This is a genomic window from Acidovorax sp. GW821-FHT10E04 (assembly GCF_059415185.1).
The window spans coordinates 786,023-805,310 of sequence record NZ_JBWKMT010000001.1 but is presented as its reverse complement, the minus strand read 5'-3'; the positions used below and the strand labels follow the sequence as shown (position 1 = coordinate 805,310).

Sequence of the window (19,288 nt, the reverse complement as noted above, 5' to 3'; positions counted from 1 at the left end):
GAGAATCCGGCCGCCCGGAGCGGTCCACACCATGCTGCTTGACGCCACTGAATCCCAACTCGTCCTGGTCGACTACCAGGAGCGCCTGATGCCCGCGATCTTCGAGGGCCCTGCCGTGCTGGCCAATGCCCGCCGCCTGGCCGAGGTCGCGCGCATGCTGGAGGTGCCCGTGTGGGGCACGGAGCAGAATCCCTCGCGCCTGGGCGCCAATGATGCCGCGCTGCGCGCCCTGTGCCAGAAAACCCTGGCCAAGATGCATTTCAGCGCGGCCGAGGAAGGCCTGGGCGAATGGCTGCGCCCGCCCGCGAAGCCCCAGGGCGGCAACGCGCGCAGCCTGCCCAAGCACCTGCAGAAACCCGCCACCGCACAAGGCGCCGAGCGCGGCACCATCGTCATCGCCGGGTGCGAGGCGCACGTCTGCCTGCTGCAGACCGCGCTGGACCTGATCGACGACGAATTCGAGGTCTGGGTCGTGACCGATGCCTGCGGCTCGCGCACGGAGCGCAACCGCGACGCGGCCTTCGACCGCCTGGCCGGCGCGGGGGCGGAACTGGTGACGACCGAGATGGTGGCGTTTGAATGGCTGGGCAGCTGCGAGCACCCGGCCTTCAAGGATGTGCTCGGTCTGATCAAGTAGCCCGGCATCAGGTCTTTTGGGGCGCTGGCGCTTTCCCTTCATGCGCCGGAAGCTATAAAAAACATAGCAAATCAGCGGCGCCGAAGCCGGGGGCGCGCCAGCCTCCCATGGGCTCAGGTCACAGCCACGGCTTGAGAAGTGTCACCGCGAGCCCGACCGCCGCGCAGCCGCCGAGCAATGGCAGCACGCCGGCCTTGAAGCGGAACAACGCCACCCCCGCTCCCAGGGCAATCACGGCGGAGATCGCATCGAACGCGCCGCCAAAGCCCTGGGGCCACAGCAGGTGGTAGGCAAAGAACAGCGCCAGGTTCAGGATCACGCCCACCACGGCGGCGGTGATGGCGGACAGCGGCGCGGTGAAGCCCAGCCTGCCATGGGTGGCCTCCACCATGGGGCCGCCGGCCAGGATGAAGATGAACGATGGCAGGAAGGTGACGAAGGTCACCACCACGGCCGCAGCCGCCGCGCCCGCGAACAGCGCATCGGGCCCCCACACCTGCTGCAGCCAGCCTCCCACGAAACCGACGAAGGCCACCACCATGATGAGCGGACCCGGAGTGGTCTCGCCCAGCGCCAGGCCATCGATCATCTGCGGGCCATTGAGCCACTGGTAGTGCTCGACCGCGCCCTGGTACACATAGGGCAGCACGGCGTAGGCGCCGCCAAACGTCAGCAGCGCGGCCTTGGTGAAGAACCAGCCCATCTGGGTGAGCGTGCCTTCCCAGCCCTGCGTGGCCACCAGCACCGCCATGGCCGCCAGCCACAGGGCCAGGCCCGCCCCCAGCACCCTGGCCAGGTGGCCGCGCGAGAAGCGGGCGTGCGCCGGTGTCGGGGTGTCGTCGTCGATCAGGGCCGGGCCGTAGCCCCTGGCCGCGCCCGCATGCCCGCCCCCCAGGGCGAACACCGCCGGCCAGCGCCGGGCACCGAAGTGGCCGATGAGGCCCGCCGCCAGGACGATGGCGGGGAAGGGGGCGTGGAACGCAAAAATCGCCACGAAGGACGCAGCCGCGATGCCCCACATCCACCGGTTCCTGAGCGCGCGGGTGCCGATGCGGTGCGCGGCATGCAGCACCAGCGCCGTCACGGCGGGCTTGATGCCATAGAACACGCCCGCCACCGCCGGCACATCGCCAAAACGCAGGTACACCCACGACAGCGCCACCAGAATGAATAGCGAGGGCAGCACGAACAGCGCACCCGCCACGATGCCGCCCCAGGTGCGGTGCATGAGCCAGCCGATGTAGGTCGCCAGCTGCTGGGCCTCGGGGCCGGGCAGCAGCATGCAGTAGTTGAGCGCGTGCAGAAAGCGCTGTTCGCTGATCCAGCGCCGCCGCTCCACCAGTTCGGTGTGCATGATCGCGATCTGTCCGGCGGGCCCGCCAAAGCTGATGAAGCCCAGCTTGAGCCAGAAGCGGAAAGCCTCGGCGAAAGGAACCGGGGCAGGGCTGGTGGCGGCCGTCTCGTCCGGCGGCGGGGCAGGGTGCGCGGAGGTCATGGCATGAAAGTTCTGGGCGGGACGTCTCGATGGGGGTTGCGCGCTGCATGCGCGAATGCATGCAGCGCGCGAGTATCCGCCCAACCCGTGACGGTCCGGGGCCCACCGTTGTTTCCGCGCCGCCATCCGGCGGCGCGCCGTCCCTGCCGCCGAGGGGTTCTTCCTGCGCCCTGACCCCTGCGCACAGCGGATGGGAGGGGCCTGGATGGGAGGGTGCACAGGGCGTGGCGCGGTGTTCCCTGCCGGTTGCGTCAGTTTGCCGCAAGCCCGTCATGAATAATTATGAATTCAAAACCTGCCATCCAGGCGGGCCGGAAGAGATGCCGAGGAGACACCACGATGAGCCGCTACGCCGATTTCTACCGCCAGTCCATTGATCACCGCGACGCCTTCTGGGCCGAGCAGGCCCGGCTGATCGACTGGCAGACCCCGCCCCTGCAGGTGTGCGACTACAGCAACCCGCCGTTTGCCCGGTGGTTCGTGGGCGGCACCACCAACCTGTGCCACAACGCGGTCGACCGCCACCTCGCCACGCGCGCCAGCCAGCCCGCGCTGGTGGCCATCTCCACCGAAACCGGCACAGAGCGCAGCTACAGCTTTGCCGAGCTGCACGCCGAGGTGCAGCGCATGGCGGCCGTGCTGCTGTCGCTGGGCGTGAAGAAGGGCGACCGCGTGCTCATTTACATGCCCATGATCGCCGAGGCGGCGTTCGCCATGCTGGCCTGCGTGCGCATTGGCGCGCTGCATTCGGTGGTGTTTGGCGGTTTTGCCTCGGGCTCGCTGGCCTCGCGCATCGAGGACGCCGAACCCGTGGCCGTGGTCAGCGCCGATGCGGGCTCGCGCGGCGGCAAGGTCGTGCCCTACAAGCCGCTGCTGGACGAGGCCATCGCGCTCTCCAGGCACAAGCCCGCCGCCGTGCTCATGGTCAACCGGGGCCTGGCGCCGATGCACCTGCAGCCCGGCCGCGACCACGACTGGGCGCCGCTGCGCGAAAAACACCTGGCCACCGTGGTCCCCTGCGAATGGGTCGAGTCCACGCACCCCAGCTACACGCTCTACACCAGCGGCACCACGGGCAAGCCGAAGGGCGTGCAGCGCGACACCGGTGGCTACACGGTGGCGCTGGCGGCCAGCATGAAGCACATCTTTGACGCGAAGGCGGGGGAGGTGTATTTCGCGACCAGCGACATCGGCTGGGTGGTGGGGCACAGCTACATCATCTACGGCCCGCTCATCGCGGGCATGACCACCATCATGTATGAGGGCCTGCCCACGCGCCCCGACGCGGGCGTGTGGTGGAGCATTGTCGAGAAGTACCAGGTCACCCACATGTTCTCGGCGCCCACGGCGGTGCGGGTGCTCAAGAAGCAGGACCCTGCCTACCTGGCCAGATACAGCGTGAAAAGCCTCAAGGCCCTGTGGCTGGCCGGCGAGCCGCTCGATGAGCCCACGGCCCAGTGGATCAGCGACGCGCTCTCGGTGCCCATCATCGACAACTACTGGCAGACCGAAACCGGCTGGCCCATCCTGACGCTGGCCAATGGCGTGGAACCCCAAACCACGCGCTTCGGCAGCCCGGGCAAGGCGATGTACGGCTATGACGTGAAGCTCATCGACGAAGCCACGGGCCAGGAGCTGGCGGGCGAGAACCAGAAGGGCGTGGTAGCCATCGAGGGCCCGCTGCCCCCCGGCTGCATGCAGACCGTGTGGCGCGACGACGCGCGATTCGTCAACACCTACTGGAAGAGCATCCCTGGCCGACTGATCTACAGCACCTTCGACTGGGGCATCCGCGATGCCGATGGCTACCACTTCATCCTGGGCCGTACCGACGACGTGATCAACGTCGCGGGCCACCGCCTGGGCACGCGCGAGATCGAGGAGAGCATTGCCGCGCACCCCAACATCGCCGAAGTGGCCGTGGTGGGCGTGGCGGATGCGCTCAAGGGCCAGGTGGCCATGGCCTTTGCCGTGGCCCGCGATGCGAGCGGACTCGACACCGATGCCGCGCGCCTGAAGCTCGAGGGCGAGGTCATGAAGCAGGTGGACAGCCAGTTGGGTGCCGTGGCGAGGCCCTCGCGCGTGTACTTCGTGAGCGTGCTGCCCAAGACGCGCAGCGGCAAGCTGTTGCGGCGGGCATTGCAGGCGGTGGCCGAGCGCAGGGATCCGGGAGACCTGACGACGATGGAGGATCCGGCGGCGCTGCAGCAGGTGCGGGAACTGGTGGGGGAGTGAACGGGCTCGAGGGTTCTTCTGGGTTGTTTGGGCTGAGCTTGTCGGAGCCTGCTGGGTTTGTGTGCTGATCTGATCGCGTGCCTGGTTTGAAGGCGGAGGCCGGGGCGACATCCCGGCTTCCGCCCCTGCACCCGAGCCGCCTCCCATCAAGGCGCCGCCCCGCTCCAGCTGGCGCTATGCTCGACCATCGCCACTCCTGCGCTTTCCAAGGACCACCCCATGCGCCTCGCCGTAGAAAACCTCGAAGCCTCCAAGATCCGTGAAGTCGCCAACGCCGGCATGGGCCGGGCCGACGTCCTGGCCTTCTGGTTCGGCGAAAGCGACGAGGTCACGCCCGAGCCCGTGCGCCAGGCGGCCATCGAGTCCCTGCAGCGGGGCGAGACCTTCTACTCCCACAACCTCGGCCTGTCCGAGCTGCGCCAGGCGATAGCCGCCTACGCCAGCGCGCTGCATGGCCCCATCGGTGCGGAACGGATCGCCGTGACCTCGGGGGGCGTGAGCGCGCTGATGGTGGCCATGCAGGCGCTGCTCGATGCGGGGGACGAGGTCGTGGCCGTCACGCCCGTGTGGCCCAACCTCACGGCCCAGCCCGCCGTGCTGGGTGCCCGTGTGCGGTGCGTGCCGCTGCGCGCCGAGGGCGGTGCCTGGACTCTGGACCTGCAGGTGCTGCTCGACGCCATCACGCCGGCCACACGACTGCTCATCGTCAACGCACCCAACAACCCCACGGGCTGGACGCTCACGCGCGCGGAGCAGCAGGCCATCCTGGACCATTGCCGGCGCACCGGCACCTGGGTGCTGGCGGACGAAGTGTACGAACGCCTGTATTACGAGGCGACCCCCCACGGCTGCGCGCCGAGTTTCCTGGACATCGCCGCGCCCGAGGACCGGCTCATCGTGGTGCAGAGCTTTTCCAAGAGCTTCCTGATGACCGGCTGGCGCCTGGGCTGGCTCGTGCTGCCGCCCGCGCTGGTGGACGCCGTGGGCAAGCTGATCGAATTCAACACCTCCTGCGCCAGCGTGTTCACCCAGCGCGCGGGCCTGGCGGCGCTGGAGCATGCGGGCGAGATCACGCCGCCCCTGGTGGCGCGCATGCGCCGCTGCCGCGACACGCTGCTGCCCCGCCTGGCCGCGCTGCCGCAGGTGGAGGTGGCCAGCCCGCTCGGCGGCATGTACGCCTTCTTCCGCCTGCACGGCTTTGACGATTCGCTGGCGGTCGCCCAGCGGCTGGTGAGCGAGGCCGGCCTGGGCCTGGCGCCGGGCAATGCGTTCGCGCCCGAGGCCCAGGGCTGGCTGCGCTGGTGTTTTGCCTCCAGGGACCCCGCGCGGCTGGAGGCGGGCGTGGAGCGCCTGCAGGCCTGGCTGGCGCGGTCCAGCCGGGGTTGATGGGGGGCAGAGTGCACGTGGCAGCAGCATGCCCGGTGCAGTTTGCTATATTTTTAATAGCTTCATGCGCTTGCCTGGAAAGCGCTTGCGCGGTTTTTACCTGAAACTTCCCTGGGCCTGCCGCTGCCAGCCCGATGGCAGCTGCCACTGGGCCGCCCAGCCGGTGAAGTCCGCCAGCGGCATGGGCCGCGCGATGCAATAGCCCTGCGCCTGGGTGCAGCCCAGCTGCAGCAGCATCTGTCCCTGCTCGATGGTTTCCACGCCTTCGGCGATCACGCGGTAGCCAAACGAGCGCGCCAGGCCGATCACGCCCTGCACGATGGCCAGATCGCCCGGATCGCCCATCATGCCGTGCACGAAGCTCTGGTCGATCTTGAGCGTGTCCATGGGCAGGCGGCGCAGGTAGGTCAGCGACGAGTAGCCGGTGCCGAAGTCGTCCAGCGACACCACCACCCCCAGCCCACGCAGCGCGGTCAGGGTGTGCGCCACGGCCGCCAGGTCGTACAGCGCGGCGCTTTCGGTGATCTCGATTTCCACCAGGTGCCCGGGCACGCCGGGGTGGCGCGCGATGCACCGGGCCATCCAGTCGGCGAAGTCGGGGCGCTGCAGGTGCTGGGCGGCGATGTTGACGCTCAGCGGCAGGGCCATGCCGCGCGCCTGCAGCTCTTCCAGGATGGAGAGCGCGGCCTCGACCACCCATTCGCCGAACCCGATCTCCAGCTCGGTCCCTTCCAGCAGCGGCAGGAATTCGCCGGGCGGCACCAGGCCGCGCTGCGGGTGCTGCCAGCGCGCGAGGGCTTCGGCGCCCACCACGGCGCCGCTTTTCATGTCCACCTTGGGCTGCAGGTACAGGGTGAACTGGGCATCGGCCAGCGCGTCGCGCAGGTGGCGCCCCTGCGCGCGCAGCAGCTGCAGGGCGCGCTCCTGGGCGGCATCGAACTGGTGGAAGCGGTTGCGCCCGGCCTGCTTGGCGGCGTACATGGCCTGGTCGGCATGGCGCAGCAGGGCATCGGCATCGGCGTCGTCCTGCGGGAACACCGTGTAGCCGATGCTGGCCGTGACCACCACGCGCTCGGCGTCGAGCGTGTAGGGGGCCGAGATGCTTTCCATCACGCGGTGGAGCATGGCTTCGCAACCGTTGGCCGAGTCCAGCCCGGGCATGAGGATCACGAACTCGTCGCCCCCCAGGCGGGCCACGCAGTCGAGCGGACGCAGCGCGCGCGTAAGCCGGCCGGCCACCACCACCAGGAGGCGGTCGCCCGCGCCGTGGCCCAGCCGGTCGTTCACGGGCTTGAAGCCGTCCAGGTCCAGGTAGGCCACGCCCAGCTGCGTGCCGTTTGCACGCGCCTGGTCCATGCATTCCTGCAGCTTGCGCGCCAGCAGCACGCGGTTGGGCAGGCCGGTGAGGGCATCGAACAGCGCCAGCCGCTGCAGCAGCACTTCCTGTTCGCGCTGGGGCGTCACGTCGATCGCCACGCCCAGCATGCGTTCGGGGCGGCCCATGGCGTCAAGGCCGACGATCTTGCCCAGGTTGCGCACCCAGCGCACGGCGTCGTCGCCGGCCTCGCTCTGGTTGACGCGCCAGGTGGCGTCAAACGGCGTGCCGGGGTGGGCGGTGTGGCGGGCGACCTCGGTGGTGATGCGGTCGATGTCGTCGGGGGCGATGCCGCTGGTCCACTGCGTGGCGCCCAAAGGGCCGTGCGATGCGGGCAGGCCGCGCATCGCGCGCCAGCGGCTGTCGCCCGTGACGGTGCCGGTCTGCAGGTTCCAGTCCCACAGGCCCAGCGACGCGGCCGAGATGGTGAGCGAGAGCAGCGCCTCGCGTTCGCGCACCTGCTCTTCCTCGCGCTTGCGGTCGGTGATGTCGTGCACCGAGAACAGCCAGCAGGGTTCGCCGTCGAATTCGGTCGCCCGCATGGACTGCAGCACGGTGCGCGGCGGGCCGCCGCGCACGTTCAGCTTCACCTCGTAGCTGTTGAGCTGGCCGGAGCGCGCCACCGCATCCATGAGGCGCTGGCGGTCGTCGGCGGTGAAGATGCCCAGCTCGATGGCGGTGCGGCCGATGGCCTCCTCGCGCGGGATGCCCAGCATCTCCACCCAGGCGGGGTTGATGTCCACGTAGCGCCCGTCCATGCGGCGCGACAGGCCCATGGGGTAGGGCATGAGGTGAAAGATGCGCGAGAAGCGCTCCTCGGACTGGCGCAGGCGCTGCTCGGCGCGCTTGGCCTCGTCGATGTCCTGCATCACGCCGCGCACGCGGGTGACCCGGCCGTTCTCGATGACGGGCTCGCCCCGCGCGCGCACCCAGACCAGCCGCCCGTCGGTGTGCAGCACCTCCATCTCCATGCTCCACTCGGCGCGCTCGAGGATGCTCTGGCGGAAACGGTCGCGCAGGGGTTCCCGGTAGGCGGGGGCCACGTGGCGGTCGATGTAGTCGTGCGGCAGCGGGGAGCCGGGCGCCAGGCCATGGATGTCGAAACACACGTCCGACCAGTAGACCAGGCCCTTGCCGCGCTCGTCCTCCCAGGCGCCCAGACGGGCCAGGCGGCCCGCCTGCTGCAGCAGGCTGTTGAGGGCGCGCAGTTCGTCGCTGGCGCGGTGGGCTTCGGTCATGTCGTGGAAAACGAAGACAAAACAGTTTTCGCCATCCACAAGCACGGAGCGTGCCGACATCAGCCCCGGTATGCGGATTCCGTCGCGCTGGGCCACCAGGGGCAGGCGGTCGACCTTGCCCTCGCGGCGGAAGGTGTCCACCAGCCGTGCGCGCTCCTGCTCGGAGGCCCAGATCTTCAGCTCGGAGGACGTGCGCCCGATCACCTCGTCGCGCGGGCGGCCCAGCACCTCGCAAAAGGCAGGGTTCACGTCGATGTAGCGCCCATCGGAGATGCGCGAGATGCCCGCAGGATCGGGGAGCGTCTGGTAGAAGGTGGTGTACTTGGCCTCCGAGGAGCGCAGAGCGTCCTCCACCTCGCGGTGGGCCGTGATGTCCACGTCCATGCCGATCAGGCTGAGCGGGCGCCCGCCCGCATCGCGGCGGGCCACGGCGCCGCGCGACATCAGCCAGCGCCACTGGCCGCGCGTGTCCATCACGCGGAATTCGGCTTCGTACGTCTCGTCCAGCCCGTCCATGGCCCGCGCCAGCCGGGCGGCGTTGCGCTGGGCGTCGGCGGGGTGGCGCAGCGCATACCAGCGCTCCCACAGGCCCTGGGCGTCCGCGTCGTCGCAGCTGATGCCAAACGCCTCGTAGAACCGGCCGTGGCAGCGGAACTGGCGCTGGACCACGTCCCATTCCCACCGGCCTCCGCCCAGGGAGTCCATGGCCAGCTGCAGCTGCTGTTCGCGCTGCACCAGGGCTTGCTGGGTGCTGGTGCGCGCCAGCTCCGCGCGGGCCTTGCTGGCCAGAAGCAGGCGGCCCACGCCCAGCATCAGAACGCCCGCGCCATGGTGCCAGGGAAGGCTCGTCGGCCACGGGGCCCCGGCCGGCGGCGCGAGGTTCGCGAGCCAGAGGCAGGCCGATACCACCAGGGGCAGGGTGATGGCCAGGCCCACCAGCGCGATCCATGCCGCCGGGCGCAGGGGCAGGCGCCGGGCCATGCGCCGCCACAGCCATGCCAGCAGCCACGTGGCGCCCAGCACCAGCACGGCGGGCGGGGTGGCGGAGGGGGCCGTCGCGACCACGGCCAGCAGCGCCACCAGGGCGGTGACGGCGGCCGGCAGGCCGCCGAAATAAAGTCCCATGAAGGCGGCCACGGTGGGATAGGCCACCAGCCTCAGCTCGGGCGCATTCCAGTGCAGCGCGGTGAACGACACCGCCGACACCGCGCCGCCCGCCACGCCCAGCAGCCAGAGCGTGCGCCGCGATGGCCGCAGCGCCTCCTGGGGCGGGAGCCACTCCAGCACCAGGAGCAGCGTCATCAGCACCGTGCCGGCCAGGAGCGTGTTGTTACCCATGGCGGAGCGCGCTGCAAAGGCAGGGCCAGGGGGCCGGGACGGCTTCAGCGCAAACCGCTGCCCGCGCCGACCGGCCCGGGTGGTGTGCGGCGGCGCGGTGCCCCGCGCCGTCCAACGCAAGACTCAGATCGCAGCGGCCCGGGGAAAAAACCATTCCCCGAGTTTATGGCTGTTCCGGCGCCGTCCGGCCCGGCCGCAGTGTCCTGATAAGCCCCGTTGACAGCATCGTGCCGCACACGATGACGAGCGCGCAGCCCAGCATCCACGGCGTGATGCGCTCGCCCAGGAAGATCGCGCCATACAGCACCGCGAACACGGGCGCGATGAAGGTCACGGCCAGTGCCCGGCTGGGCCCCGCGCTGGCGATGAGGCGAAAGTACAGGATGTAGGCGATGCCCGTGCACAGCACCGCGATGGCGACGATGCAGCCCCAGGCGCGGGGGCCCGGCATCTGCGCCGGCCACAGCCACAGGGTGGGCACGGCCAGGCCCAGCGCCGCGCCCAGCTGGCTGCCCGTGGCGGTGGCCAGGGGCGGTATGCCCGTGAGGAAACGGCGCGCAAAGCTGGCCGACAGGCCGTAGAAGGATGATGCCAGCAGGCACGCCGCGATCGCCCATTCGGCGCTGTCGCTCTTGAAACCCGTGCCGGCCGGCGCGCGCCACGCGAGCAGCGCCACGCCCACGAAGCCCAGGGCCAGGCCCGCCCAGCGCAGGCGGTTGATGCGGTCGCCCAGCCAGAGCCAGGCCACCAGCGCGCCGAACAGGGGCACGGTGGCATTCAGGATCGAGGTCAGGCCCGTGGCGAGGTGCAGCACCGCCCAGGAAAACAGCGCGAACGGAATCGCCGAATTGATGACCCCGGCGAACATGATGGGCCGCCAGTGCCTGCGCAGCGCGGGCCCATGGCCCTGGCGCAGCATGATGGGCCACAGGAACACCGTGGCCAGCGCCACGCGCAGCCCGGCGGTGGGCAGCGGGCCGAACTCGGACGCCCCCAGCCGCATGAAAAGAAACGAGGCGCCCCAGAGCGCCGCCAGCAGGATGAATTCGCCGATCCAGGTGGTGACGGGTTGGGTTCCCGGGCTGTTCGGGCTGTTCATTCATGGCCTTTCTCTGGGGGCAGGGCGCCCGCCGGCACGGGCGGCCGCGGGGGCGCGAAGAGCGCATTCTCCATGGTCAGCAGGGCCGTCTTGCGGTCCAGCCCGCCCGCGTAGCCTGTCAGGCTGCCGTCCGCGCCCAGCACGCGGTGGCAGGGCACCACCACGCTCAGCGGGTTGCGCCCCACGGCCGCGCCCACGGCGCGCACGGCCAGCGGCCGGCCCAGTTGCTGGCTCAGGCGCCCATAGCTGGTGGTGCCGCCGCGGCCGATGGCCAGCAGGGCGCGCCACACCGCCTGCTGGAACGGCGTGCCGCCCGAGAGATCCAGCGGCAGATCGAAGTCCTGCCGATCGCCCCGCAGGTACTGCTGCAGCTGGCTGGCGGCGGCCTGCAGCACGGGATGGCCGGCCGCCTCGGCCCAGGCGTGCCCGCCGTGGAGAAAGCTGGCGGGTTCGTGGCGCTGGCCTTCGAACCAGACGCCGCAGAGGCCGGCGGGCGATGCGGCCAGGCGCACCGGCCCAAGGGCGGTGCTGGCCCGCGCCTGCACGGTGTGGGGGTGGTATTGCATGGGGAATCTCGGTGATTTTGAATAAAACAAGCCGCCAGCGCTTGCTGGATCAGCGCGAAAAGCTATTGTTTTGATAGTGTTTCAGGCGCCGGGATGGCGGGCTCCGCCGTGCCCGCCGCCCAGGCGCGCAGCACCGCATAGCTGCGCCACGGGCGCCACGCCTCGGACGCCGCGCTGGCGGCGCGCGCCGGGTTTTTCTGGCCCTGGACACCCAGCGCCTTGTGCAGCGCCACGTCGGCGGCAGGGAAGGCATCGGGCCAGCGCAGCACGCGCATGGCGATGTACTGCGCCGTCCAGTCGCCAATGCCGGGCAGGGCGCACAGGGCGGCCGTGGTCGCGGCCACATCGGCGCCGGCATGCAGGGCCAGGCCCCCGCTGTCCACGGCGCGGGCCAGCGCCACGATGGCGGCCTGGCGCTGGCGCACGATGCCCAGCTGGCCCAGGGTGTCGCCGTCGGCCACGGCGAGCGTGGCGGCCGTGGGAAACAGCCGGTTCAGCCCGGGCCAGGGCGTGGCGATGGGCTCGCCCAGCCGCTCCACCAGCCGCTGCCCCAGCGTGCGCGCGGCCGCCACGGTGATCTGCTGGCCCAGCACGGCGCGCACGGCCAGCTCGAAGCCGTCGAACGCACCGGGCACGCGCAGGCCGTCGCCGTCCGGGAAGTGCGGGTGCAGCACGGCGTTGATGGCCGCCGGGTCGGCGTCCAGGTCCAGCATGGCGCGCACGCGGCGGATCACGAGCGGCAGCACCGGGTACAGGCTGTCGCTGGTCTGCAGCAGCACCTGGTGGCGGACCACGTCGAAGCGCGCGCTGAACCAGCCGGTGGTCTCCTGCGCCATGCCGGTGCAGGCGGACGGCAGGCGCACGGTGCGGCGCAGCGTGGCCTCGTGGGGCAGCACCCATTCGACGCCGTGGAACTGCCGCCGCTCGAAGAACGCGAGCAGCGCCGCCACGTCGAAGGGCGGGCGCCAGGCCAGGCGCAAGGTGCTGCCGGTGCCGGACGCGTCCGCCTTGAGGGGGCCCGCGCCGCTGCGCCGCAGCTGGGTGGGATTGAGCCCGTAGTGCCCCGCGAACGCCGCATTGAAGCGCCGCACGCTCGCGAAGCCGCTGGCCAGCGCCACCTGCGTGACCGGCATCGGGGTGTCGGTGAGCAGCTGCTTGGCCGTGAGCAGCCGCCGGGTCTGCAGGTACTGCAGGGGCGACACGCCCAGCGCGGCCTCGAAGATGCGGCGCAGGTGGCGGTCGCTCACGCCCAGGCGTTCGGCCAGCCGGGCGACGGTGGCGCCGCTGTCGCCCCGCGTGGGCCGGGCCGGCCAGAGGTCGGGCGCATCCAGCAGCCGCACGGCCTGCTGCACCAGGATGCCGCTGGCATCCTGCACCGACCACACCAGCGCCTGCGGCGCCAGCTCCGGCCGGCAGCGCAGGCAGGGCCTGAAGCCCGCGCTCTCGGCCTGGGCGGCAAGGCTGAAGAAGCGGCAGTTCTCGCGGCGCGGCGTGCGCACGGCGCACACCGGGCGGCAATAGATGCCGGTGGAGGTCACGCCGGTGAAGAAGCGTCCGTCAAAGCGCGCGTCCCGGGCCAGCACGGCAAGATAGCGGCCCTCGTCCGAGGCCATGTCGGTGTCCGTGGAGGAAGGCAGGTGGGGCGAGGTCATGGCGGAATGATAGGCCCCGGCGGCGCGCGCACTGGCCGTTTTCGGACATGTGCCTCGGCGCCCCCGGGCGGCGTGCGCAAGGAGGCGGAAGGGGCCGCCTACAATGCTGCGGACGTTTCAACCCTCTTCGTGAAAGGCCCCTACGTGCACCCCACGCCCGCCATTTTCAAAGCCTACGACATCCGCGGCATCGTGCCGTCCACCCTGAATGAAGAAGTGGCCTTGGGCCTGGGCCGGGCTTTTGGCACCGCCGCCCGCGCCGAAGGGCAGACCACGGTGGCCGTGGGGCGCGACGGGCGCCTGTCGGGCCCGGCCATGTCGGCCGCGCTGATCCAGGGGCTGGTCGAGGCGGGCATCGAGGTGATCGACGTGGGCCTGGTGACCACGCCGCTGCTGTACTTCGCGGCCAGCACACTGTGCCAAAGCGGCATTCAGGTCACGGGCAGCCACAACCCCAAGGACTACAACGGCTTCAAGATGGTGCTCAATGGCCGCGCCATCTACGGCGAGGAGATCCAGGGCCTGCGCCGCACCATGGAGCAGGAAAGCTGGCAGCTGCTGCCCGGCGGTTCGGTGCGGCATGTGGACGTGCTGCCGGCCTACACCGCGCGCATCGTGGGCGACATCAAGCTGGCCCGTCCGCTCAAGGTGGTGGTGGACTGCGGCAACGGCATCGCCGGTGCGTCGGCGCCGGCCATCTTCCGCGCGCTGGGCTGCGAGGTGATCGAGCTCTTTTCCGAGGTGGACGGCAACTTCCCCAACCACCACCCCGACCCGAGCAAGCCGGAGAACCTGCGCGACCTGATCGACGCCCTGAAGGCCAGCGATGCAGAACTGGGCCTGGCCTTCGACGGCGATGGCGACCGCTTAGGGATAGTGACCAGGGACGGCACCAACATCTTCCCCGACCGCCAGATGATGCTTTTCGCGCAGGACGTGCTCTCGCGCGTGCCCGGCGGCGAGATCATCTTCGACGTGAAGTGCACCCAGCGCCTGGCGCCCGCCATTGCGGCCGCCGGCGGCGTGCCGGTGATGTTCAAGACCGGCCATTCGCTCATCAAGGCCCGCATGAAGGAGACCAACTCCCCGCTGGGCGGCGAGATGAGCGGCCACATCTTCTTCAAGGAGCGCTGGTACGGCTTCGACGACGGCACCTATGCGGGCTGCCGCCTGCTGGAGATCCTGAGCAGGAGCAGCGACCCGAGCGCCGTGCTCAACGCACTGCCCACGAGTTTCTCCACCCCCGAGCTGAACGTGGCCTGCGCCGAGGGTGAGCCGCACCGCCTGACGGCCGAATTGCAGGCCCTGGCCGCCGGCACCTTCGCGGCGCCCGCCACGGTCAGCACCATCGACGGGCTGCGCGTGGACTGGCCGGACGGCTTTGGCCTGATCCGTGCCAGCAACACCACGCCCGTGCTGGTGCTGCGCTTCGAAGGCCACACGAGCGAGGCGCTGGCGCGCATCGAATCGGCCATGCTGGCCCTGCTGCACCGCGTGAAGCCTGGTGCGCACGTGGGGGCCGCGAGCCACTGAGCCGGGCGCGATGATGCCCGCACGGCGCATTCGCCCCGCCGAACTTTCCCTGACCCTTTCGCCCATCCGCCGACCGTGAATTCGCACCTGTCCACCCCCCTGCGCATCGCTGCCGCGCAGTCGCCGTCCGTGCCCGGGGACGTGGCGCGCAACGTGCAGACGCACCTGGCCTTCGCGCGGGTGGCGGCGCACCACGGGGTGCAGGTGCTGGTGTTTCCGGAGCTGTCGCTCACGGGCTACGAGCCGGCGGTGCTGGCCGCCCAGGTGCTGGATGCCGACCATGGCGTGCTGGCGCCGCTGCGGCAGGCGGCGCGCGACCACGGCATGGCGCTGGTGGTGGGCGCGCCCGCGGCCCCCGTGGCGCCGGGCGCGCTGCTGCCCTCCATCGGCGCATGGGTGCTGGGCGCCGATGGCAGCGCGGCGCTGTACCGCAAGCGCCATCTGCATGCCAGCGAAGCGTCATTCGCCAGCGCGGGAATGGACGACGCGCAGGTGCACCTGCTCGCCGGCGAACCCACGGGGCTGGCCATCTGCGCCGACATCACCCACCCCGAGCATGCGCGCGCCGCGCACGGGGCGGGCGCGGTGCTCTATGCCGCCAGCGCGCTGATTTCCGAAAAAGGCTACGGGCCCGAGTCGGACCTGCTGCGCGGCTATGCGCGGGACCACGGCATGGCCGTGCTCCTGGCCAACTACAGCGGGGCCTCGGGCGGCTACGCCAGCGCCGGCCGCAGCGCGGTCTGGGAGCCCGGGGGCGGGTGCGTGGCCGCGGCCACGCACGACCGGCCTTGCCTGGTCTGGGCCGCGCGCGGCGACAGCGGCTGGAGCGGCGGCGTGCTGGACCTGCCCCTTCCGGTATGAACGCCGCGCGGGCCCTGTATTCGCTGGTGACCTGGTGCGCGCAGCCGCTGCTGCGCCGCAAGCTGCGCCGCCGCGCGGTGGCCGAGCCCGGCTATGGGCATGCGGTGGGCGAGCGGTTTGGCCGCTACCCGGCGCCCATGGACAGCCTCATGCCGCACAGCAGCTCCGACCCGCTCGGCCGCTTTGTCTGGATCCATGCCGTATCCCTGGGCGAAACCCGCGCCGCCGGCATCCTGCTCGGGCAGCTGCGCGAACAGCTGCCGGGCATGCGCCTGCTGCTCACCCACGGCACGGCCACGGGGCGGGCCGAGGGCGAGCGGCTGCTGCACCCCGGTGACGTGCAGGTGTGGCAACCGTGGGATACGCCGGGCGCGGTCGCACGTTTCCTGCGCAAGTTCCGCCCGGCCATCGGCATCCTCATGGAGACGGAGGTCTGGCCCAACCTGGTGGCCGGCTGCCAGCGGCGCGGCGTGCCCCTGGTGCTGGCCAATGCTCGCTTCAACGCCACGTCGCTGCGCAAGGCCCAGCGGCTGGCGCCGCTGGCGCGCCCGGCCTATGGCGGCCTGGCCGCCGTCTGGGCCCAGACCGAGGACGACGCGGCCCGCCTGCGGGCCATCGGCGCCCCGGTGCGCGGCGTGTTTGGCAACCTCAAGTTCGATGTGGTGCCCGACGCCGCCCAGACCGCCCAGGGCCGCGCCTGGCGCGCGCGCGCGGGACGCCCCGTGGTCCTGCTGGCCAGCAGCCGTGAGGGCGAGGAGGCGATGTGGCTGGAAAATTTCAAGCAAAAACAACCTCCAGCGCTTGCTGGCAAAGCGCCAGCAGCTATCAATAGCGAAGCAGGTAACGTGCAGTGGCTCATCGTGCCGCGCCACCCGCAGCGTTTTGACGAGGTGCACCAGCTGCTCCAGCGCGCCGGGCTCGGCGTGTCGCGCCGCAGCACCTGGGCGGCCAGGCCCGAGGCGGCCGATGTGTGGCTGGGCGATTCGCTGGGCGAGATGGCGCTGTACTACGGCCTGGCCGACGTGGCCTTGCTGGGGGGCAGCTTTGCGCCGCTGGGCGGCCAGAACCTCATCGAGGCCGCCGCTGGCGGGTGCCCGGTGGTGCTGGGGCCGCACACCTTCAATTTTGCGGAGGCGGCCGAGCGGGCCTGCGCGGCGGGCGCCGCGCAGCGCGTGCCCGACATGGCCGCCGGCATCGCGTGCGCTGCGGCGCTGGCACTGGACGCCGGCCGCCAGCAGGCCGCCAGCGAACGTGCGGGCCGCTTCGCCAGCGACCACCGTGGGGCGGCGCTGGCAACGGCCCGGGCGGTGCGCGCGATCGTGCAGCCCGCCGGGGCTTCCCTGTCTCCCTCTACTTGACGAGCAGGGCGTTGATCGCCTCGACGTCCTGCTGCGTCAGCGTGCCCGCCGCCTGGCGCAGCTTGAGCGTGCCCAGCAGCACGTTGTAGCGTGCCTGGGCCAGGTCGCGCTTGGTCTGGAAGAGCTGGCTCTGGGCGTTCAGCACGTCGATGTTGATGCGCACCCCCACCTGGTAGCCCAGCTTGTTCGCGTCCAGCGCACTCTGGCTGGAGGCCTCGGCCGCTTCCAGGGCCTGCACCTGGCCCTGGCCGGACTGCACGCCAAAGAAGGCAGCGCGCGTGGCCTGGGCCACGTTGCGGCGGGTGGTTTCCAGGTCGGCCGTGGCCTTTTCTTCCAGGGCCAGGGTTTCCCTGATGCGGTTTTGCACCGAGAAGCCGGCGAACAGCGGCAGGTTGAACGCCACGCCCACGCTGGCGCTGTTGGTGCGGTTGTTCACGCCGGGCGACGTGATGGTGCCGTTCGGGTTGCGCGTGATGTTGTATCCCGCCTGCAGGTCCACCGTGGGCAGATGGCCGGTTTCGGCCTTCCTGGTTTCCAGGCGGGCGATGTCCAGCGCGATCGCGGCCTGGCGCACGCCGGGCTGCTGGTCGCGCGCGGTATCCACCCAGGTGGTCACGTTGTCGGGCTGCACGGAGGGCAGCGGCACGGGCAGCGCCAGGGGCTTGGGGGTGGTGCCTGTGATGCCCACGAGCTGGTCCAGCGCCAGGCGCTTCACCCGCAGGTCGTTTTCGGCGGCGATTTCCTGCGCCACCACCAGGTCGTAGCGGGCCTGGGCTTCGCGCGAGTCGGTGACGGTGGTGGTGCCCACCTCGAAGTTGCGCTTGGCCGACGCCAGCTGTTCGGACACGGCGGCTTTCTGCGCCTGCACGAAGGCCAGGGTGTCCTGCGCCGCGAGCACGTCAAAGTAAGCCTGGCTCACACGCACCAGCAGGTCCTGCGTGGCCGCATCCAGCTGCGCCTGGGCGACATCCACGCCACGCTGGCCCTGTTCGAGGGTGATGCGGTTGGCGGGGCGGTACAGCGGCTGCGAGGCCTGCATGCCCAGCGTCTGCGTGGTGCCGGTGTTTTCCACCGGCGGGCGGCTCAGCTCCACATTGGCGCGGCTGAGCCCGGCCGTGAGCCCGGCGCTGGGCAGCAGGCCCGCGCGGGCCTGGTCGGCGCGGCGGGCCGCCGCATCGAGCTGGGCGCGGGCCGATTGCCACGCCGTGTCATAGGTGCGGGCCGATTCCACCAGTTCCAGCAGGCTCTGGGCTTGCGCCGGGGCACACAGTGCCGCGCCGAGCGCCAGGGACAGAAGGGACAGGGAGAGGGGCCGTAGCGGTGTCATGGAGGTCCTTCGGAAAAGAGTCTGCGTGTCGAAAATGGGGCAAAACAGGCGCGGTGGCTGCGGGCGGTCCGGCCGCCGCCGTCGTCAATAGCGGGGCACGGCGGGGTCGCTTTCCTGCGACCAGGCGTCGATGCCGCCGGTGATGTTGGCCACCTGCTCAAAACCGTGGTGCTGCAGGAAGGCCGCCACGCGCAGGCTGCGGGCGCCGTGGTGGCACAGGCAGGCGATGGGGCGGGCGGGGTTCAGCTCGGCCAGGCGCCCGGACAGCTCGCCCATGGGGATGGCGGCCAGCTCGAAGCCGTCCGCACGCACGCTGGCGGTCTGCAGCTCCCAGGGCTCGCGCACGTCCAGCACCAGGGGCTGGCCGCCTTCGGGGGCGGCGGCGAACCAGGCGGACAGCTGGGCGGGACGGACGTGATCGATCATGCAGGACTCCGAAGGGGACTCAGGATGCAAGGCTCGGGGAGCCGGGGTCAGAACGTGAAGCCGGACGGCTCGGGGAAGTTCACGAGGCGCGGCGCGATGGTGTCCCAGGGCGACACCGTCTCGAAACGGTCGCCGGCGCGGCGGGTCACGGTGAAGCGCATGACGGGTTCGCCGCCGACGATGGCGCCCAGGCGGCCGCCATCGCGCAGGTGCGACAGCAGGGCCGTGGGGACTTCGGCGACCGAGCCGCTGAGCACGATCACGTCGAACGGGCCATCGGGGATGGCATCGCGGGCGCCGTCGCCCTGGCGCACGTCGGCGTTCTGGATGCCCGCGTCGCGCAGGTTCTCGCGGGCCATCTCGGCCAGCTCGGGGTTGATCTCGAGGGACACCACGCGCTCGGCGCGGTGGGCGAGCAGGGCGGCCATGTAGCCGGAGCCCGCGCCGATCTCCAGCACGCGGTCGGTGGGCTTGATTTGCAGGTCCTGCAGGATGCGCGCCTCGACGCGCGGCTGCAGCATGCTGTGGCCCAGGCGCACGGCCTCTTCGGCGTCATTGCCGAGCAGGGGCACTTCAATGTCCATGAACGCCATGTTGCGGTAGGCCGGAGGCACGAAATCTTCGCGGCGAACGATCGCCAGCAGGTCCAGCACGTCGGCGTCCAGCACGTTCCAGGGACGGATCTGCTGCTCGATCATGTTGTAGCGGGCCTGGGCGACGGGGTCGCTGGTATTGGCGGACGTGTTCAGAGGCATGTTCATG

At 70.9% G+C, this 19,288-nt stretch carries 14 protein-coding genes; 6 read left to right on the top strand and 8 right to left on the bottom strand.

Going from position 1 to position 19,288, the window contains the following annotated elements; all coding sequences use genetic code 11:
* The first annotated feature begins 31 nt into the window (after window positions 1-31).
* Window positions 32-637, top strand: coding sequence for an isochorismatase family protein (locus AC07OC_RS03645; protein WP_218338612.1), 606 nt, complete (start codon window positions 32-34; stop codon window positions 635-637).
* A gap of 118 nt (window positions 638-755) precedes the next feature.
* Here AC07OC_RS03645 and chrA read toward each other — a convergent pair whose 3' ends face one another.
* On the bottom strand, window positions 756-2,132 hold the full coding sequence (gene chrA / locus AC07OC_RS03640) for a chromate efflux transporter (protein WP_218338611.1): 1,377 nt from the start codon (window positions 2,130-2,132) through the stop codon (window positions 756-758).
* 339 nt (window positions 2,133-2,471) lie between these two features.
* Here chrA and AC07OC_RS03635 point away from each other — a divergent pair, with 339 nt between their 5' ends.
* Entirely contained in the window at window positions 2,472-4,367 is a 1,896-nt protein-coding gene (locus tag AC07OC_RS03635) for a propionate--CoA ligase (protein ID WP_218338610.1), read from the top strand.
* Window positions 4,368-4,586: 219 nt separating this feature from the next.
* The gene (locus AC07OC_RS03630) at window positions 4,587-5,753 is read left to right on the top strand and encodes a pyridoxal phosphate-dependent aminotransferase (protein ID WP_494600393.1); all 1,167 of its coding nucleotides are present in this window, start codon (window positions 4,587-4,589) and stop codon (window positions 5,751-5,753) included.
* A gap of 96 nt (window positions 5,754-5,849) precedes the next feature.
* Here AC07OC_RS03630 and AC07OC_RS03625 read toward each other — a convergent pair whose 3' ends face one another.
* From AC07OC_RS03625 to AC07OC_RS03610, 4 genes are all read right to left on the bottom strand, one after another.
* On the bottom strand, window positions 5,850-9,704 hold the full coding sequence (locus AC07OC_RS03625; RefSeq protein WP_218338608.1) for an EAL domain-containing protein: 3,855 nt from the start codon (window positions 9,702-9,704) through the stop codon (window positions 5,850-5,852).
* A gap of 163 nt (window positions 9,705-9,867) precedes the next feature.
* Window positions 9,868-10,803 (bottom strand): DMT family transporter, encoded by a 936-nt coding sequence (locus tag AC07OC_RS03620; protein WP_218295053.1) that lies wholly within the window; start codon window positions 10,801-10,803, stop codon window positions 9,868-9,870.
* Window positions 10,800-11,369, bottom strand: coding sequence for a methylated-DNA--[protein]-cysteine S-methyltransferase (locus AC07OC_RS03615; RefSeq protein ID WP_492245938.1), 570 nt, complete (start codon window positions 11,367-11,369; stop codon window positions 10,800-10,802). The genes AC07OC_RS03620 and AC07OC_RS03615 overlap by 4 nt, the downstream gene beginning before the upstream one ends.
* Before the next feature lie 62 nt (window positions 11,370-11,431).
* The gene (locus AC07OC_RS03610) at window positions 11,432-13,021 is read right to left on the bottom strand and encodes a DNA-3-methyladenine glycosylase 2 family protein (protein ID WP_218338606.1); all 1,590 of its coding nucleotides are present in this window, start codon (window positions 13,019-13,021) and stop codon (window positions 11,432-11,434) included.
* A gap of 144 nt (window positions 13,022-13,165) precedes the next feature.
* On the opposite strand from AC07OC_RS03610, the gene AC07OC_RS03605 reads away from it, so the two are divergent.
* The 3 genes from AC07OC_RS03605 to AC07OC_RS03595 all read left to right on the top strand — a co-directional run bounded on the left by AC07OC_RS03605 (window position 13,166) and on the right by AC07OC_RS03595 (window position 16,773).
* The gene (locus tag AC07OC_RS03605; RefSeq protein ID WP_218339059.1) at window positions 13,166-14,554 is read left to right on the top strand and encodes a phosphomannomutase/phosphoglucomutase; all 1,389 of its coding nucleotides are present in this window, start codon (window positions 13,166-13,168) and stop codon (window positions 14,552-14,554) included.
* A gap of 75 nt (window positions 14,555-14,629) precedes the next feature.
* The gene (locus tag AC07OC_RS03600) at window positions 14,630-15,415 is read left to right on the top strand and encodes a carbon-nitrogen hydrolase family protein (RefSeq protein WP_218338605.1); all 786 of its coding nucleotides are present in this window, start codon (window positions 14,630-14,632) and stop codon (window positions 15,413-15,415) included.
* The gene (locus AC07OC_RS03595; protein WP_218338604.1) at window positions 15,412-16,773 is read left to right on the top strand and encodes a 3-deoxy-D-manno-octulosonic acid transferase; all 1,362 of its coding nucleotides are present in this window, start codon (window positions 15,412-15,414) and stop codon (window positions 16,771-16,773) included. The genes AC07OC_RS03600 and AC07OC_RS03595 overlap by 4 nt, the downstream gene beginning before the upstream one ends.
* On the opposite strand, the gene AC07OC_RS03590 is transcribed toward AC07OC_RS03595, so the two are convergent.
* The 3 genes from AC07OC_RS03590 to AC07OC_RS03580 all read right to left on the bottom strand — a co-directional run bounded on the left by AC07OC_RS03590 (window position 16,766) and on the right by AC07OC_RS03580 (window position 19,287).
* Complete coding sequence (locus tag AC07OC_RS03590) at window positions 16,766-18,100, bottom strand: TolC family outer membrane protein (protein ID WP_218338603.1); 1,335 nt, start codon at window positions 18,098-18,100, stop codon at window positions 16,766-16,768. The genes AC07OC_RS03595 and AC07OC_RS03590 overlap by 8 nt on opposite strands.
* Window positions 18,101-18,184: 84 nt before the next feature.
* The gene (locus tag AC07OC_RS03585; protein ID WP_218295047.1) at window positions 18,185-18,526 is read right to left on the bottom strand and encodes a rhodanese-like domain-containing protein; all 342 of its coding nucleotides are present in this window, start codon (window positions 18,524-18,526) and stop codon (window positions 18,185-18,187) included.
* 47 nt (window positions 18,527-18,573) lie between these two features.
* Window positions 18,574-19,287 (bottom strand): protein-L-isoaspartate O-methyltransferase family protein, encoded by a 714-nt coding sequence (locus AC07OC_RS03580; protein WP_218295046.1) that lies wholly within the window; start codon window positions 19,285-19,287, stop codon window positions 18,574-18,576.
* Window position 19,288 lies beyond the last annotated feature (1 nt).

Excerpts from the sequence above, each read along its gene's own strand:
- AC07OC_RS03645 (WP_218338612.1), top strand. The coding sequence starts at position 32 with ATGCTGCTTGACGCCACTGAATCCCAACTCGTCCTGGTCGACTACCAG.
- chrA (WP_218338611.1), bottom strand. The coding sequence starts at position 2,132 with ATGACCTCCGCGCACCCTGCCCCGCCGCCGGACGAGACGGCCGCCACC.
- AC07OC_RS03635 (WP_218338610.1), top strand. The coding sequence starts at position 2,472 with ATGAGCCGCTACGCCGATTTCTACCGCCAGTCCATTGATCACCGCGAC.
- AC07OC_RS03630 (WP_494600393.1), top strand. The coding sequence starts at position 4,587 with ATGCGCCTCGCCGTAGAAAACCTCGAAGCCTCCAAGATCCGTGAAGTC.
- AC07OC_RS03625 (WP_218338608.1), bottom strand. The coding sequence starts at position 9,704 with ATGGGTAACAACACGCTCCTGGCCGGCACGGTGCTGATGACGCTGCTC.
- AC07OC_RS03620 (WP_218295053.1), bottom strand. The coding sequence starts at position 10,803 with ATGAACAGCCCGAACAGCCCGGGAACCCAACCCGTCACCACCTGGATC.
- AC07OC_RS03615 (WP_492245938.1), bottom strand. The coding sequence starts at position 11,369 with ATGCAATACCACCCCCACACCGTGCAGGCGCGGGCCAGCACCGCCCTT.
- AC07OC_RS03610 (WP_218338606.1), bottom strand. The coding sequence starts at position 13,021 with ATGACCTCGCCCCACCTGCCTTCCTCCACGGACACCGACATGGCCTCG.
- AC07OC_RS03595 (WP_218338604.1), top strand. The coding sequence starts at position 15,412 with ATGAACGCCGCGCGGGCCCTGTATTCGCTGGTGACCTGGTGCGCGCAG.
- AC07OC_RS03590 (WP_218338603.1), bottom strand. The coding sequence starts at position 18,100 with ATGACACCGCTACGGCCCCTCTCCCTGTCCCTTCTGTCCCTGGCGCTC.
- AC07OC_RS03585 (WP_218295047.1), bottom strand. The coding sequence starts at position 18,526 with ATGATCGATCACGTCCGTCCCGCCCAGCTGTCCGCCTGGTTCGCCGCC.
- AC07OC_RS03580 (WP_218295046.1), bottom strand. The coding sequence starts at position 19,287 with ATGAACATGCCTCTGAACACGTCCGCCAATACCAGCGACCCCGTCGCC.